Raw genomic sequence first — 14,574 nt, 5'->3', positions numbered from 1 at the left:
GCGCTCCGCTGTGTTATGAATCCTGCCAGATCTTGTTGCCTTCCATACGGTAGTCGATGGCTGCAAGAGCTTGGTCGACTGTCGTCCCGTCCGGGAAGACGAAATCGGGCTCGATTTCCTTGAGCGGCACGAGCACAAACGCCCTTTCCTTTGCCCGCGGATGCGGAAGCGTCAGGAAGTCGCTCTCCATCACCAGGTCTCCCCAGGAGATGATGTCCATATCCAACGGCCTTGGGCCACCCGGCACCTGTCGTTCACGGCCCATCTGGGCCTCGATGGCGGTGCATGTGGACAGAAAGCCTGCAGGAGCCCATATCTCAGCGTCAATTTCAAGCTTGACCACCTGGTTGGTGAACCAGGGCTGATCTTTGATCTCGCCCTGTGGTTCAGTCAGGTAGGTGCTTGAAAAGGCCTTCAAGGAGATTTCGTCTCCGTATGTCTCCAGCAAGGTCAGCGCGTAGTTCAGGTTTTCCTCAGGGTCACCCTGGTTGGAACCGAGGCTGACGTAGCAGTTTACAGTTTCGATATTCTGGATACCGCCTCCTCGAGTCGATCATTGTGAACGGTCAGAGAGATGCGGAAGTACCCTTCTCCGGGTGTTCCGAAACCTTGGCCGGGAGTCAGCACCACGCCGGTCTGCTTGAGAACGTTGGTGACGAACTCGGAGGATGTGAACCCTGCCGGGGTGTTGCACCAGACGTAAAAGGATGCGTCGGGAACACGATGCTTGATGCCGGCCTTGGTCAGCGCGGCGGAAACCACGTCGCGACGTTCCTTGTAGATGGCGCGGAATTTTTCGGCATAGGGCTCGCCCTTCTGCAACGCAGCGACGCCAGCTTCCTGGACGGCCTGGAAAATGCCGGAGTCCACGTTTTCCTTGATCTTGCCGAGTCCTGCCACGAGGCTTGCGTTGCCCACGGCCATACCAACGCGCCAACCGGTCATGTTGTAGGTTTTGGACAGCGAGTGGAACTCGATGCAGACATCCTTGGCGCCTTCGCACTCGAGGATGGACATAGGCTTGTTGGTCGGGTCGTAGTAGATTTCAGTGTAAGCGGCGTCAGAGACAACGATCACGTTGAATTCCTTGGCCTTTTCAATGAGCTTTTCGTAGAATTCCTTGGTGGCCGTCGCTGCTGTCGGGTTGTTCGGGTAGCAGACGAAGATCATCTTGGCCTTGGCCCAGGTGTCGTTGCTGATGGCATCCAGATCGACCAGGAAATCGTTTTCTTCCAGCAGCGGCAGATATTCCACTTCGCCGCCGGCGAAGTTGGTGGCAATACCGTAGACCGGATAGTTGGGTGTGGCCACCAGGGCCAGGTCACCGGGGTTGATGTAGGCCAGCGGGAAGTGCGCAATGCCTTCCTTGGAACCGATCAGGCTGACCACCTCCCGATTCGCGTCCAGCTCGACGCCGAACCGTTCCTTGTACCAGTCGGCCACGGCCTGACGGTATGCGGGCATGCCCACATAGGAAGGATATTGATGGTTTACGGGTTTCTTAGCGCCTGCGTAGAGCGCTTCAATGATGAAATCCGGGGTGGGAAGGTCGGGGTCGCCGATGCCCAGGCTGATAATATCAATGCCCTGTGCGGCGACTTCCGCCTTGGCCTTGTCGATGGCCGCAAAAAGATAGGGGGGAAGCGTCGAAAGACGATCGGCAAGCTGAAATTCTGACATGTACAGTCTCTCCTTCAATTGACTTGGAAGCAACTTTCATAAATGGGGTGCGTACGCCTGTCAATGGAACCATTGCTCTTTGGGCTCCGGCTTGGTAGCAATCGTATGGTCCCTGGCGAATTGGGATAAGCTGAGCACGGGTACGTCAGTCTTGTCTAATTCGTTTTGCATATCAATTTATTAACCCGATGATGGCGTGATCATGAGCAAGAAGGGGAATACAGATACGGCCGCCCTGCCGACACACCGCTGGGTGGACAAGTATCTGGAGCATATTCTCATAGAAAAGGGGTTGTCCGAGAACAGCCTGTCCAGCTATGCGCAGGACTTGACTTCCCTCCTCCGCTTTCTGGACAACCTTTCCATCCGGCTGGAACGGCTCGACGACAAGACCCTGTTCCTTCACCTGACCCACCTTCGCGCCAAGGGATTGAAAAGCCGCTCTCTGGCCCGCCACCTCTCTTCCCTCCGGGGCTTTTTCCGTTTTGCCCTGGACGAAAGGTGGTACAAGGAAGACCCCGGCTTGTTGTTGGAAAATCCCAAGCTCCCTAAAAAGCTTCCGGAATTCCTTTCCCGCGACGAAGTCGCCCGCATCCTAGGCCTGCCTGACGTCTCGACACGTCTTGGCATGCGCGACAGGGCCATGCTGGAGTTGCTGTATGCTGCGGGTTTGCGTGTTTCGGAACTGATCGGCCTTAAAGTATTGGATTATGACCCCCAGGTGGGGATCCTGCGAGTGTTCGGCAAAGGGGCCAAGGAAAGGCTGGTACCCATCCACCACATGGCTCAGGATATACTCACCCAATACATTGATCAGACTCGCCCCGCGTTCAAACCGGCGGCGGATTTCCTCTTTCTCAATCGTTCCGGCAAGGGGCTGACTCGCCAGGGCGTTTGGAAGCTGGTCAAAAGATACGCCGAGATGGCCGGTGTGAAGCGAGCCATCTCACCACATACCTTCCGCCACTCCTTCGCCACCCACCTACTGGAAGGGGGCGCGGACCTGCGGACTGTTCAATTATTGCTCGGGCACGCGGACATTACCGCGACCGAAATCTACACCCATATCCAGGCCGGAAGACTGAAAGCCATCCACCAGGAATATCATCCCCGTTCGGGAATGCGGGCGGAGTAACCCTACTAGCATGTCTGTCAAGAAGCCCCAGAAAAAACTCATCGCCAAAACGGTCATCACCGCTCACGCCAACGCGGATTTCGACGCCCTGGCCTCCATGGTTGCCGCGAGCAAACTCTATCCAGGAGCTACGCTGATCTTTCCCGGGAGCCAGGAAAAGAGTCTGCGCAACTTCTTTGTCCAGAGCACGACATATCTCTTCAATTTCAAGGCGTTCAAGGACATTGACCCGGACCGCGTGGAGTTGCTGGTCGTCTGCGACACCAGGCAGCGTTCCCGCATCCCCCACGTGCAGGGTGTCCTCAACAATCCGGGGTTGAAAGTCCATCTCTATGACCACCATCCCGATACGGACGACGACCTGGATGCCGAAAAGAGCGTGGTCAAGGATTGGGGGTCCACAACGACCATCGTTACCGACATGGTCCGTAGCGAGGGGCTCGCCCTGACTGGCGAGGAAGCCACCCTTCTCGGCCTGGGTATTTATGAGGACACCGGTTCCTTCGGTTTCAACACGACCACTCCCAAGGACTTTGAAGTGGCGGGCTGGCTCAAGAGCCAGGGCATGGACATCGAGGTCATCAAGGATCTCCTGTCCCACGACATGTCGGCCCAGCAGATCACCTATCTCGGCGAACTGCTGCAAAATGCCAGCAATTACGACATACACGGCGTGGATATCGTGATCACCGAGTTGTCCACGGACAGCTTCGTTCCCGATTTCGCCCTCCTCGTTCACAAGCTCATGGACATGGAAGACATCAAGGTGGCGTTTGCCCTGGGACGCATGGGCGACCGCATACACGTGGTGGCCCGATCCAAGAACCCGGACGTCAATGTCGGACGCATTTGCTCGTCCATGGGCGGGGGAGGCCATGGCGTGGCAGCGTCTGCCACGGTTAAGGACAAGACCCTGGCCGAGGTGCGCGACGACCTGTTCGCCCTGCTCTACTCCGAAATCAATCCGCAGATAGTGGTCGACACCCTCATGTCCCGGCCGCCTGTGGTCATGGAGGACGACAAGACGCTGGCCGATGCCGTGGAGCTCATGACCCGTTATGGGCTGAAGGACGTGCCTGTCGTGGAGCGAGGCACCCTGCATTGTGTCGGACTCATGGGACAGGTCACTGCGGAGAAGGCCGTCTCCCACGGACTGGGAGCCATGGGCGTCAGCGAATACATGAGCCGTTCGTTCGACTCGGTGGAGGAGAAGACCGACCTATACCGGGTGATGGAGATCATCCTGGGTAACCGCCAGCGCATGCTGCCGGTCGTCGACAACGGCGAGATCACCGGAGTGATTACCCGCACGGATCTCCTGAACATGCTCATTGAAGAACCCGCCAGAATCCCCGATTCGCTCCTCCCGGACAGGCGCCGGGAGCGCAACATTTCCTCCATGGTCACCAATCGACTGCCTCAGGACATGCTCGATCTGCTTAAGGCGGCGGGTGATCTCGGTAGCGAATTGGGTTGGGAGGTATATGCCGTAGGCGGCTTTGTGCGCGACATCCTGCTGGGGCGGCCCAACCTCGACCTTGACCTGGTGGTGGAGGGCGACGGTATCGCTTTTGCCAAGGAGCTGGCAAAGCGGCTCGGCGGACGGGTCAAGGCACACAACAAGTTCAAGACCGCCGTTGTCATTCTGGACGATGAACGTCGCGTGGACGTGGCCACCGCAAGGCTGGAATATTACGAATACCCCGCCGCCCTTCCCACGGTGGAGCTGTCCTCCATCAAAATGGATCTCTACCGCCGGGACTTCACCATCAACGCCCTGGCGCTTAGGCTGAACCCCGGCCGCTTCGGTCAGTTGGTGGACTTTTTCGGGGCCGAGCGGGATATCCGCAACAGAACCATCCGCGTGCTTCACTCCCTGAGCTTTGTGGAGGACCCCACACGGATTTTGCGAGCCATTCGTTTCGAGCGTCGTTTCGGCTTCCAGATAGGTGGCCAGACAATGCGGCTCGTCAAGAACGCTCTCAGTCTGGAACTCTTCAGCAAGCTCTCCGGCACCCGCGTCATGCACGAATTGCAATGGATCATGAATGAGGAGGACCCGCTGGCCTGCCTCAATCGAATGCAGGAGCTCGGCATCATGGAGGCCATTCATCCCCTGCTGGAACTGAATAGAGATCGGGTGCAGGTGCTCATCGAGCTGGTCAAGGTCCACAACTGGTACAAGTTGCTCTACCTGGAACCCAAGGCGGTACCGTGGAAGGTGTACATGCTGGGGTTGACCATGGGAATCAAGCGCGACCAACTCTCGCAGGTCACAGGGCGGCTTCACTTCACCGCCCGGGAGGAGCGCGAATTTTTCCAACTACGCGACATGATCGCCGATGCCTTGATGAAGCTTATGGGTTGGCGCGAGGGGCGGTCTCGCTTGAGCCGATTATACGCCATACTCCACCCCATGCCGGTCGAAGGGATCATTTTCCTCATGGCTCGAAGCCGAAAGGAACACATTAAGAAAAACATCTCCCAATATCTCGCACGATTGCGTTATCTTGAAATTGAGGTCGGAGGCAATGACCTCAGGGAACTCGGCATCAAGCCCGGTCCGGTGTATACCATTATCCTTGATAAACTCATGGCCGCCAAGATTGACGGCAAGGCCGAAACCAGGGAGGCGCAGCTCACGCTCGCCAGGCAGTTGTATAGGGATTTGGGGGACGGCGACGAAGTTATCGGTCGGCCATGATTGTTTGAGACTTGCCCTGAACCCGCAAGCAGTGTAGAAAATCCAAGCTGTTGTTGGCCGTGTCCAAGGAGGCGGGAATGAGTCAGCCGAATGTATCCGTCATCGGAGCCGGCAAGTGTGATGCCGGTGAAACGGGTCGCGCTCTGTACAAAGAGGCGATGGAACTCGGGTCACTCCTGGCCGGAGCCGGATATACCGTAGTGTGCGGCGGGCTCGGTGGCGTGATGGAGGCCGTGTGCCGCGGTGCCAAAGAGGCCGGAGGACATACTATCGGTATCCTCCCCTTTCTGGATCGTGCCCAAGCCAACCCTTACGTGCAGACCGCCGTGGCCACCGGCCTCGGCCAGATGCGCAACATGCTGGTTGTGGCCAACGGAGATATCGTCGTTGCGGTCGGCGGAGGATACGGAACCTTGTCCGAGGTCGCCCTGGCCAAGAAGTCCGGCAAGGAAGTCATCGCCATCGGCTCCATGGCCGGAGTGGAAGGAGTGGTCTGGGCTGACGATGCCCGGCATGCCTGCTCATTGGTAAAGAAATATTTCGACCGGAAGAAATAATGGATGTTTTATGGGCGCCGTGGCGTCTTGATTACATACTCGGCCCCAAGCCGGATGAGTGCGTTTTCTGCATTCCCGAGGACACCTCGGAGGATGAGGAACGCTGTATACTGGCCCGGGGTGAACACTGTTTTGTCATCATGAACAAATTCCCTTACAACAATGGGCATCTCATGGTGACGCCGTATCGACATGTCAGCTGCCTGACGGAACTGACGGAAGCGGAATCCATGGATTGCATGTTATGGTTGAGACGGTGTACGACAGTATTGGAAAAGGCTTTCCATCCGCAGGGGATCAACATGGGGCTTAATCTTGGCGAGGCGGCGGGGGCCGGCATCGCCCAGCACATGCATTTCCAGATCGTCCCGAGGTGGAACGGAGACGCCTCGTTCATGGCCGTGTTCGGGGAGACGTCCGTCATACCGGAACATCTGCAGTCGACCTACAGCCGGCTGAAGCCGCTGTTCGACGAGACACCATCTTAAGGAGTGTGCTTAATGCGTTTTATCAAGGTTCTGTTTTTACTGTTTCTTTTCGTTTTTTCCATCCTGTTCTTCTCTCAGAACAATGATGTCCTGTTGCAGGCCCTGCAGTTAAAGCTGGAAATCCCCTACGCCATGACCCTGCACTCCATTCCCCTGCCCTTCGGTGTGCTCATTCTGGCGGCATTCGTGGCCGGTTCCCTGCTGACCATGATCTACTTCGCAGTGGACAAGGTCCGCGGCGGAGCCAAGCTCAAGGAATGCAAGACCCGCATGGCCAGCCTGGAGCAGGAGCTCAATTCCTTGCGTAACATGCCCATCGGCGAAGACCAACCCTACGGTGCCGCCGAAGAAAAGAAGGAAGAAGAGGAGCAATAGGACGGCTGATGGCCTGGAAACTGTTCAGCCGCAAGAAGTCCGTCGGGTTCAAGAAGAACCTCAAGGCGGCACGGGATGCGGGAGGCGGTGAAACCCTCCCGGTTCAAGATACCCGTGCGGCCATTGAGGAGCTGAGCCAGGTCGTCAAGAACGACCCTGAAGCGGTTGAAATCTATCTTGCTTTGGGCAATCTGTACCGATCCCAGGGGGAGATCGAACGGGCCATTCAAATCAGAAACAGCCTTATTGTCAGGCCGGGCCTTGATCGTCAGTTCAAGGCCCGTGCCTTGTTTGAATTGGGACGCGATTTTCGGCGGGGAGGCTTTCTCGACCGGGCGGAAAAAGCCTTTGAGGACGCTCGCTCCTTCGGCCAGGATCCGACCGCGATTCATCATGAAATGGCCCGCTTGGCGGCCGAACGAGGGGCCTTTGAAAAGGCGGCGGACTCCTACGGACAGTTGGGACTCCCTCTCCCCCAGGCCAATAGCCTGGTACGACTGGCCACAGATCACTTCAACGAAGGCAGGGATTCTCAGGGCTACCGAGCGCTGAGGCATGCCATCCGGGCCTATCCCGGAGCAATTGAAGCGTGGCTTGAACAAATCGTGCACGCCTATCAGGCCGGAAGTCTCCGCAAGGTGGCTGACATTCTCAAGGACGCTTTGAACCGAGTTGAACCGGGGCTCCGTTTCGTACTTCTCGAAGGATTGGTTCAGGCCATGATCAAGGCAGCACGGGAGCACTCGGAAGGTGAGATTGGTCCTTGGGCCAATGCCTGTTCCGATGCGGACGTTGCCAAAACGGTACTCCCCGTTCTCGAAACCCAGGAACCGGATGTCCTTCTCCTGTATTATGGTGCAGTTTTTCTCCTGCGGGTTGAAGACGTGGAAGCAGCCAAGGAATGGCTGGAGAAGGCGCTGGTCATGGAGCCCGGCTTCTGGCTGGCCCGTCTGGAATTGTTTGATCTTTCCAAGGAAAACCAGACAATGACGCCCTTTTTCGAGGAGCAGCTCGCCTTTTTTATGGGCCATGCGCGTAAGGTACGCCGTTTCTACTGCCGCCGTTGCGGCTTAAAGCGCGATCAGCTCTTCTTCAACTGCCCGCGTTGCCGCAGTTGGCATTCTATCGCTTTCCGAACCGAATTTTCCCAATAATAAACTTATCTTCCGGATCACGTGGCTAAGAAAAAACTGACTCCCATGCTCGAGCAGTACCTGAGGTTCAAGGACGAGAACCCGGGCTGCCTGCTGTTCTTCCGTATGGGCGATTTTTACGAGCTTTTTTTCGAGGATGCTGAAACCGTGGCCAGAGCGGTGCAGATCGCTTTGACAAGTCGCAATCCCAACGACGAAAACCCCATCCCCATGTGCGGCGTGCCTCACCACGCGGTGGAACCGTACCTGAGCCAGTTGCTGGAGAAAGGCTATAAGATCGCCATCTGCGACCAGATCGAGGACCCGCGTGAGGCCAAAGGGCTGGTCAAACGCGACGTGACCCGCGTCTTGACGCCGGGGACCGTGGTTGAGGACTCCAACCTCAAGTCCAAGGAAAACAATTATCTGGCGGCATATTTTTGGAATGGAGACAAGGCCGTTGGCGGCATCGCCTGGATTGATTTCTCCACTGGACAATGGTCCGGCCTCTACAGTCGCAAGGAACCTGAACTCTGGCAGTGGCTGGTCAAGCTCAATCCGAGCGAACTGCTACTACCCCAGGGATGGCAGGTGCCCACCCAATACAATGAGCTTTCAAGCCAGGTCACGCCTGTCGCGGCCGGGGCCTATTTCGACTTGGCCTCATCCTCGAACAAGATCAGCGAATTGCAGGGAACGGCGGACCTGAAGCCGCTCGACCTTTCGGACAAGCCCGAGCTGGTTCGCGCCTGCGGTGCGCTGCTCACCTATCTGGAGCACACCCAAAAGAGTGAGCTTGGGCACCTGGGCGAGTTCAAGCCGCTCAATCTGGGCAAGTCCCTGCTCCTGGACGAAGTGACCGAGAGGAATCTGGAGATATTCAGAACGCTCAATGGCAAAACCGGCAAGGGCACCCTGTGGCACGTCCTGGATCGGACCATGACACCCATGGGAGGCCGACTGCTGGAAGAGCGCCTGCGTCGTCCATGGAAAGATCTTTCCCGAATTGAACAATCCCAGGCCTGTATCGCCCTGCTCTTTGAGCGGGACCGGCTGCGCGGTGACCTGCGCGGGGCGCTGGATTCGGTCTACGACCTGGAGCGGTTGTCCACCCGCGTTTTCCTGGGCAGAGCCACGCCCAAGGATTTCATCGCCCTGCGCCAGAGCCTGCGCATGCTCCCCCGTCTTCGCCTCCTGCTGGTGGGCGAGGAACTAGAGGCCGCTCCCGGACTGGAGAAACTTCTCAGGCACTGGGATGACATGGAGGACCTGGCCGCCCTGCTCGAATCAGCCCTGGTAGACTCCCCTCCCCCGGTCATCACCGACGGCGGTTTGTTCCGCAAGGGCTACGATGCCCGGCTGGACGAACTTATCGAGCTCAACGAACACGGTGAGGACCGGCTCAAGACGCTGCATGAAAAGGAACTGGCGGCTCACGCCATACCCAAACTCAAGCTCGGCTTCAATAAGGTGTTCGGCTATTATTTCGAAGTGTCCAAGGCGTTCAAAGGCCAGGTTCCGGACCATTTCGTCAGGCGCCAGACCCTGGTCAACAGTGAGCGGTACATCACTCCTGAACTCAAGGAGCTGGAAGATCGCATCCTATCTGCCTCGGAGGAGCGCAAGTCCATGGAATACGCCTTGTTCCAGGCCCTGCGCGAAAGGCTAGCCGCCGCGCGGAGCCGATTCCTGTTCATGGCCGACGCCGTCGCGTCTCTGGACTATTGGCAAGGATTGGCAGAGGCCGCTCGCATCAACGAATGGTGTCGCCCGGAACTGCACGAAGGTATGGAGATCGAGATCGAGGCGGGACGCCACCCGGTGGTTGAAGAAGCCATGGGCGCGTCCAATTACATCCCCGGCGATCTCAGGATGGATGAAACCCGCCGCATTCTGCTCATCACAGGCCCCAACATGGCAGGTAAGTCCACGGTGCTGCGCCAGGTGGCCATCCTGACCATCATGTCCCAGATCGGTTCTTTCGTACCGGCACGACGCGCCCGGCTCGGCCTGACAGACCGCGTTTTTTCCCGCGTTGGCGCATCGGACAACCTGGCCAAAGGGCATTCCACCTTCATGGTTGAGATGAACGAGACCGCCCGCATCCTGCGTCAGGCCTCCAAGAGAAGCCTGGTGATTCTGGACGAGATCGGGCGCGGCACCTCCACCTACGACGGTCTTTCCCTGGCCTGGGCGGTTGTCGAAGAGCTCTCAACCCGCGCCCGGGGCAGCATCCGTACTCTGTTCGCCACCCATTATCACGAACTGACCAGCCTGGAAGGCAAGATCGACGGGCTCAGGAACCTGAATATCGCGGTCAAGGAGTGGAAGGGAGATATCGTCTTTTTACGCAAGCTTGTGCCGGGACCGGCGGACCGCAGCTACGGCATAGAGGTCGCCAAATTGGCGGGCGTACCCCGTCCGGTGGTTGAGCGCGCACGGGAAATCCTTGCGAAGCTGGAGGAAAAATCGCAGGATAGCCGCTCGGAAGGAGCCGTGGAGCGGGCATCGCAGACTCTGCTGCCCGGCTTTGGCGCGCCGCCCATTGAGATCCGGGGAGAGCTTACTGAACACCCGATCATCACCCAGCTCACCGAACTTGACGTGGACGGCATGACGCCCATCCAGGCGTTGATGCTCCTCAACCAGTGGAAAGAAATGATCAAGGGATAGCCCATGCGCATACGTTATTTCGTTTTTTCCCTGCTCGCCCTGCTGCTTGTCTCCGGTTGCGCCCTGGGCAAGAAGGAGTGGCCCGCAGCCAGGGAGAGCGATGATGCGTTCGAACTGGAGGTCATCGCCGCCCAACGCAAGGATCAATGCCTTACGCTACAAGTGGGCGTACGCGGCGCGGTTAACCGGCTGTATCGCGTCAGCATCCAGCTTGAGCGGGTTGGCGGCGAAGGTGGCGGTTGCCCCGGCTGTCCCTTTGTTCCGCGTGAGGCCGTGCACATCACTCGCGACCAGCAGGAGTTCAGCTTGAAGGGCAATTTCCTGGACCTGAGCCTTTGCACCCTCGAACCGGGCGTCCCCTACCGCTTCCGCGTCGCGGGCAAAAGCGAACTTCCTACCGCTCCGCTCGTGTATACTGACGTCTTCGTTGCCGATCCCTGAGAGGATCGATATACGGAATGAATTGGACAAGACGAACGGTCCATGCTTCTAAGGATTCAATCAAATTTCCGCCGACATATATTTTAAGGAGATACCATGCATCATTTTGAATACCGCGACGGCAAGCTTTTTGCCGAAGAAGTCAGCGTCACCAGCCTTGCCGAGGACTACGGAACCCCTCTGTACATTTACTCCGCCGCTACCTTTCGGCGTCACTTCGAGGCCTTCGATTCCGCATTCGACGGTCTGGACCACCTGACCTGTTATTCGGTCAAGGCCAACTCAAACCTCTCCGTGCTTAAAATGCTCGGCGAGATGGGCGCGGGCATGGACGTTGTCTCGGGTGGCGAACTCTTCCGGGCGCTCAAGGCCGGCATTGACCCGGCCAAGATCGTGTATTCCGGCGTAGGCAAGCGCGACAGCGAAATCCGCGAGGCCCTGACCGCCGGCATCCTCATGTTCAATGTGGAATCCATGGCTGAACTGGTCAAGATCAACGAGGTCGCCGGAGACATGGGCAAGACCGCCTGCATCTCCATCCGCATCAACCCCGATGTGGATCCCCAGACCCATCCGTACATCTCCACGGGCATGAAGAAGAACAAGTTCGGTCTGGACATCGAGCATTCTCTGGAGGCGTACAAGCTGGCCCTGGAGCTGGAAAACATCGAACCTGTGGGCATGGACTGCCACATCGGCTCCCAGCTCACCTCCATTGATCCGTTCCTGGAAGCTCTTGATAAGCTTCTCAACTTTCATTCGAAAATCACCGAGATGGGCGTAAACGTCAAATACCTCGACCTGGGTGGCGGCCTCGGCATTCCTTACGATGAGGAAGAGCCGCCCCACCCGACCGAATTCGGCAAGGCTTTGGCCGAGAAACTGTCCGCCCTGCCGCTCAAGGTCATCCTGGAGCCCGGCCGCGTCATCGCTGGCAACTCCGGGGTTATGATTACCGAGGTAGTCTACACCAAGTCCAACCCCACCAAGAACTTCCTCATTGTGGATGCAGGCATGAACGACCTGGTTCGCCCGAGCCTCTATGGTTCCTTCCACCGTATAGGCGAAGTGGAGCAACAGGGCCGTGCCGCCAAGGAGTACGACGTTGTCGGGCCCATCTGCGAGTCGGGCGATTTCCTGGCACGCGACCGCAAGCTGCCCGAGGTAGAGGCCGGAGAACGGCTGGTGGTCTACTCCGCCGGTGCCTACGGTTTCACTATGGCCTCCAATTACAATTCCAGGCCGCGCGCTTGTGAACTCCTCGTCGACGGTGATACCGTCATCGTGGCCCGAAAGCGGGAGACCTACGATAGCTTGATCGAAAACGAACTCTAACACACCGGGCCGGGAGTTCGCTCCCGGCCCTTTTTTTTGGAAGACTCCATGGCGCGGCTCAATTCCTTTTTTCTTCCTCCGGATCAATGGCCTTCCGCTCCCGGCGATGTGGTGTCGCTTCAAGGTGACGAAGCCCGGCACATGCTGACTGTTCTGCGCACGCAGGCGGACCAGACCGTGCGCCTGTTCGACGGACAGGGCAACTCGGGGCTCTTCCGTGTCCTCAAGGCCGGGAAAAAGCAGGCTTCCCTGGAAACAATCAGCCTGGAAGACGCTCCCGTGTCCGGAAGCAACCTCACCTTGGCCATTGGTTGGGGAAAGTCCAAAAGAAGAAACTATCTCTTTGAAAAAATTGTGGAACTTCAAGCCGAAGGCGTGGTCTTCTGGGAAGGAGTCCGCAGCCAGGGGCGGTTGCCATCGGAACCCAAGGAAACATGGCGGGAGAAATGCATCCAGGCCGCCAAGCAATGCGGCAATCCGTATCTCCCTTCTGTTTCCGTTCTCCCCGACGGTATAATCGGTCTTATCGAATTTTCCGCCAGTTTTGATCACTGCTACTTGGCCTGGGAAACGGAAGCGGCTACCATCCCTCTGAAACCGCTGGACTTGGCCGATGGACGGAGCCTGGTGGTCATCGGTCCCGAGGGTGGCATGGATGAAAGCGAGGCCATGCAACTCATGGACGCCGGATTCAAGCCAGTGACCCTGGGCAACTCCACTCTCCGTTGGGAGACGGCTGCCGCCTATTGCCTGAGCCTTGCCTTTTTTGCCGGACAGGAAATGAAATGAAGCTGGAAATAGAAGAAACCAAACCCCTGGCTGACCGCATTAGGCCGGAATCTCTTGATGACTTTGTCGGACAGGGGCATATTCGCAATCGAATAGAGGCATTTACCCGCTCCAAGCGCCTGCCGAGCCTGTTGCTGTTCGGCCCGCCCGGCTGTGGCAAGTCTACCCTTGCCCTGCTCCTGGCCAATCTGACCGGAAAGAAGTTTCTGCGTGTAAGCGCTCCCGAGGCAGGTCTAACCGCGCTTCGCAAGCGCCTGCCCGGACATGATATTCTCATTCTGGACGAGCTGCACCGCTTTTCCAAGGCGCAGCAGGATTTCTTCCTTCCCATTCTGGAGACAGGTGAGATTACGCTCCTGGCTACCACCACGGAGAACCCCTCCTTTTCCGTCACCCGCCAGCTCCTTTCCCGGCTCCACGTGCTCCGGTTGCGGACCCTGAGCCGGGAGGAATTGCTGGAGGTCGCACACCGGGGAGCCAAGGAGCTCGGGATCGAACTGGAAGAAGACAGCTACAAGCTGCTGGCGGCCATGGGTGGTGGAGATGCCCGTACCTTGTTGAATTTACTTGAGTACACTGCAGAGTTGCCCAGAGACAAACGTGCCCCGGAGCAACTGCGCGACTCCCTGCCGGAAATCGTTGTCCGAGGAGATCGGGACGCGGATTCTCATTACGAACTGGCCTCGGCCCTGATCAAGTCCATTCGCGGCAGTGATCCTGACGCCGCGCTCTACTACCTTGCCTGCCTGTTGGAGAGCGGCGAGGACCCGCGTTTCGTCACTCGTCGGCTGATCATCTCCGCCTCGGAAGACATCGGACTCGCTGATCCCCAGGCATTGGGAATGGCTAACGCCTGCCATCAGGCCGTTGAAACCGTTGGCCTGCCCGAAGGCGTGATCCCCATGGCCGAAACCACCGTGTACTTGGCGCTTGCACCGAAATCCAATTCCACCTATGCGGCATACCGCACCGCCCAAAAAGAAGTTCGGGAAAATGGCCCCAAACCCGTGCCGCTGCATCTGCGCAACGCTACCTCGGCGCTTCAACGGGAATGGGGCTACGGTCGAGGCTACCTCTATCCCCACAACTTTCCCAAGGCCTGGGCCGATCAGGAATACCTGCCGAGCGAGCTCAAAGGCCGGGTGTTCTACCACGCCAAGGAGCAGGGCGAAGAACCTCGGCTAACGGCATGGCTACGTCAATTCAAGAGACGTCGTTAATATTTGTAATAATAGAGAAAGCCCTCTTTTCTGACAACAGAAAA

The 14,574-nt window shown here is 57.8% G+C and carries 13 protein-coding genes; 11 read left to right on the top strand and 2 right to left on the bottom strand.

What is annotated here, in order from left to right:
• Nucleotides 1–13 precede the first annotated feature (13 nt).
• Nucleotides 14–526 (bottom strand): 2-amino-4-hydroxy-6-hydroxymethyldihydropteridine diphosphokinase, encoded by a 513-nt coding sequence (gene folK / locus GM415_RS14040; RefSeq protein WP_158950945.1) that lies wholly within the window; start codon nt 524–526, stop codon nt 14–16.
• Complete coding sequence (locus GM415_RS14035; RefSeq protein ID WP_158949232.1) at nt 514–1,680, bottom strand: LL-diaminopimelate aminotransferase; 1,167 nt, start codon at nt 1,678–1,680, stop codon at nt 514–516. Before GM415_RS14035 ends, folK begins: the two co-directional genes overlap by 13 nt.
• Before the next feature lie 202 nt (nt 1,681–1,882).
• Between GM415_RS14035 and xerD the strand changes: the two genes are divergently transcribed.
• From xerD to GM415_RS13980, 11 genes are all read left to right on the top strand, one after another.
• Complete coding sequence (xerD, locus tag GM415_RS14030) at nt 1,883–2,815, top strand: site-specific tyrosine recombinase XerD (protein ID WP_158949230.1); 933 nt, start codon at nt 1,883–1,885, stop codon at nt 2,813–2,815.
• 10 nt (nt 2,816–2,825) lie between these two features.
• The gene (locus GM415_RS14025) at nt 2,826–5,519 is read left to right on the top strand and encodes a CBS domain-containing protein (RefSeq protein WP_158949228.1); all 2,694 of its coding nucleotides are present in this window, start codon (nt 2,826–2,828) and stop codon (nt 5,517–5,519) included.
• Between the two features lie 77 nt (nt 5,520–5,596).
• The gene (locus tag GM415_RS14020) at nt 5,597–6,076 is read left to right on the top strand and encodes a TIGR00725 family protein (RefSeq protein WP_158949226.1); all 480 of its coding nucleotides are present in this window, start codon (nt 5,597–5,599) and stop codon (nt 6,074–6,076) included.
• Nucleotides 6,076–6,564 carry an HIT family protein gene (locus GM415_RS14015; RefSeq protein ID WP_158949224.1) on the top strand — a complete coding sequence of 163 codons (489 nt, stop codon included), beginning with the start codon at nt 6,076–6,078 and terminating at the stop codon, nt 6,562–6,564. Before GM415_RS14020 ends, GM415_RS14015 begins: the two co-directional genes overlap by 1 nt.
• Before the next feature lie 12 nt (nt 6,565–6,576).
• Entirely contained in the window at nt 6,577–6,939 is a 363-nt protein-coding gene (locus GM415_RS14010; protein ID WP_158949222.1) for a LapA family protein, read from the top strand.
• An 8-nt stretch (nt 6,940–6,947) separates the two neighbouring features.
• Entirely contained in the window at nt 6,948–8,093 is a 1,146-nt protein-coding gene (locus GM415_RS14005; RefSeq protein ID WP_158949220.1) for a tetratricopeptide repeat protein, read from the top strand.
• Between the two features lie 45 nt (nt 8,094–8,138).
• On the top strand, nt 8,139–10,745 hold the full coding sequence (gene mutS, locus GM415_RS14000; RefSeq protein WP_158950943.1) for a DNA mismatch repair protein MutS: 2,607 nt from the start codon (nt 8,139–8,141) through the stop codon (nt 10,743–10,745).
• 3 nt (nt 10,746–10,748) lie between these two features.
• Complete coding sequence (locus GM415_RS13995) at nt 10,749–11,186, top strand: hypothetical protein (RefSeq protein ID WP_242012253.1); 438 nt, start codon at nt 10,749–10,751, stop codon at nt 11,184–11,186.
• A 96-nt stretch (nt 11,187–11,282) separates the two neighbouring features.
• Entirely contained in the window at nt 11,283–12,521 is a 1,239-nt protein-coding gene (gene lysA / locus GM415_RS13990; protein ID WP_158949218.1) for a diaminopimelate decarboxylase, read from the top strand.
• A 48-nt stretch (nt 12,522–12,569) separates the two neighbouring features.
• Nucleotides 12,570–13,310, top strand: coding sequence for an RsmE family RNA methyltransferase (locus tag GM415_RS13985; protein ID WP_158949216.1), 741 nt, complete (start codon nt 12,570–12,572; stop codon nt 13,308–13,310).
• Nucleotides 13,307–14,530: a replication-associated recombination protein A gene (locus GM415_RS13980; protein ID WP_158949214.1), complete on the top strand. Its 1,224-nt coding sequence runs from the start codon at nt 13,307–13,309 to the stop codon at nt 14,528–14,530. The genes GM415_RS13985 and GM415_RS13980 overlap by 4 nt, the downstream gene beginning before the upstream one ends.
• Nucleotides 14,531–14,574: the final 44 nt, after the last annotated feature.

The sequence above is a fragment of the Pseudodesulfovibrio cashew genome (assembly GCF_009762795.1).
Classification (GTDB): domain Bacteria; phylum Desulfobacterota; class Desulfovibrionia; order Desulfovibrionales; family Desulfovibrionaceae; genus Pseudodesulfovibrio; species Pseudodesulfovibrio cashew.
Note: the sequence above shows the minus strand (reverse complement) of the source record. Positions and strands in the feature narration are given on the sequence as shown.

Excerpts from the sequence above, each read along its gene's own strand:
- GM415_RS14035 (WP_158949232.1), bottom strand. The coding sequence starts at position 1,680 with ATGTCAGAATTTCAGCTTGCCGATCGTCTTTCGACGCTTCCCCCCTAT.
- xerD (WP_158949230.1), top strand. The coding sequence starts at position 1,883 with ATGAGCAAGAAGGGGAATACAGATACGGCCGCCCTGCCGACACACCGC.
- GM415_RS14025 (WP_158949228.1), top strand. The coding sequence starts at position 2,826 with ATGTCTGTCAAGAAGCCCCAGAAAAAACTCATCGCCAAAACGGTCATC.
- GM415_RS14020 (WP_158949226.1), top strand. The coding sequence starts at position 5,597 with ATGAGTCAGCCGAATGTATCCGTCATCGGAGCCGGCAAGTGTGATGCC.
- GM415_RS14015 (WP_158949224.1), top strand. The coding sequence starts at position 6,076 with ATGGATGTTTTATGGGCGCCGTGGCGTCTTGATTACATACTCGGCCCC.
- GM415_RS14010 (WP_158949222.1), top strand. The coding sequence starts at position 6,577 with ATGCGTTTTATCAAGGTTCTGTTTTTACTGTTTCTTTTCGTTTTTTCC.
- GM415_RS14005 (WP_158949220.1), top strand. The coding sequence starts at position 6,948 with ATGGCCTGGAAACTGTTCAGCCGCAAGAAGTCCGTCGGGTTCAAGAAG.
- mutS (WP_158950943.1), top strand. The coding sequence starts at position 8,139 with ATGCTCGAGCAGTACCTGAGGTTCAAGGACGAGAACCCGGGCTGCCTG.
- GM415_RS13995 (WP_242012253.1), top strand. The coding sequence starts at position 10,749 with ATGCGCATACGTTATTTCGTTTTTTCCCTGCTCGCCCTGCTGCTTGTC.
- lysA (WP_158949218.1), top strand. The coding sequence starts at position 11,283 with ATGCATCATTTTGAATACCGCGACGGCAAGCTTTTTGCCGAAGAAGTC.
- GM415_RS13985 (WP_158949216.1), top strand. The coding sequence starts at position 12,570 with ATGGCGCGGCTCAATTCCTTTTTTCTTCCTCCGGATCAATGGCCTTCC.
- GM415_RS13980 (WP_158949214.1), top strand. The coding sequence starts at position 13,307 with ATGAAGCTGGAAATAGAAGAAACCAAACCCCTGGCTGACCGCATTAGG.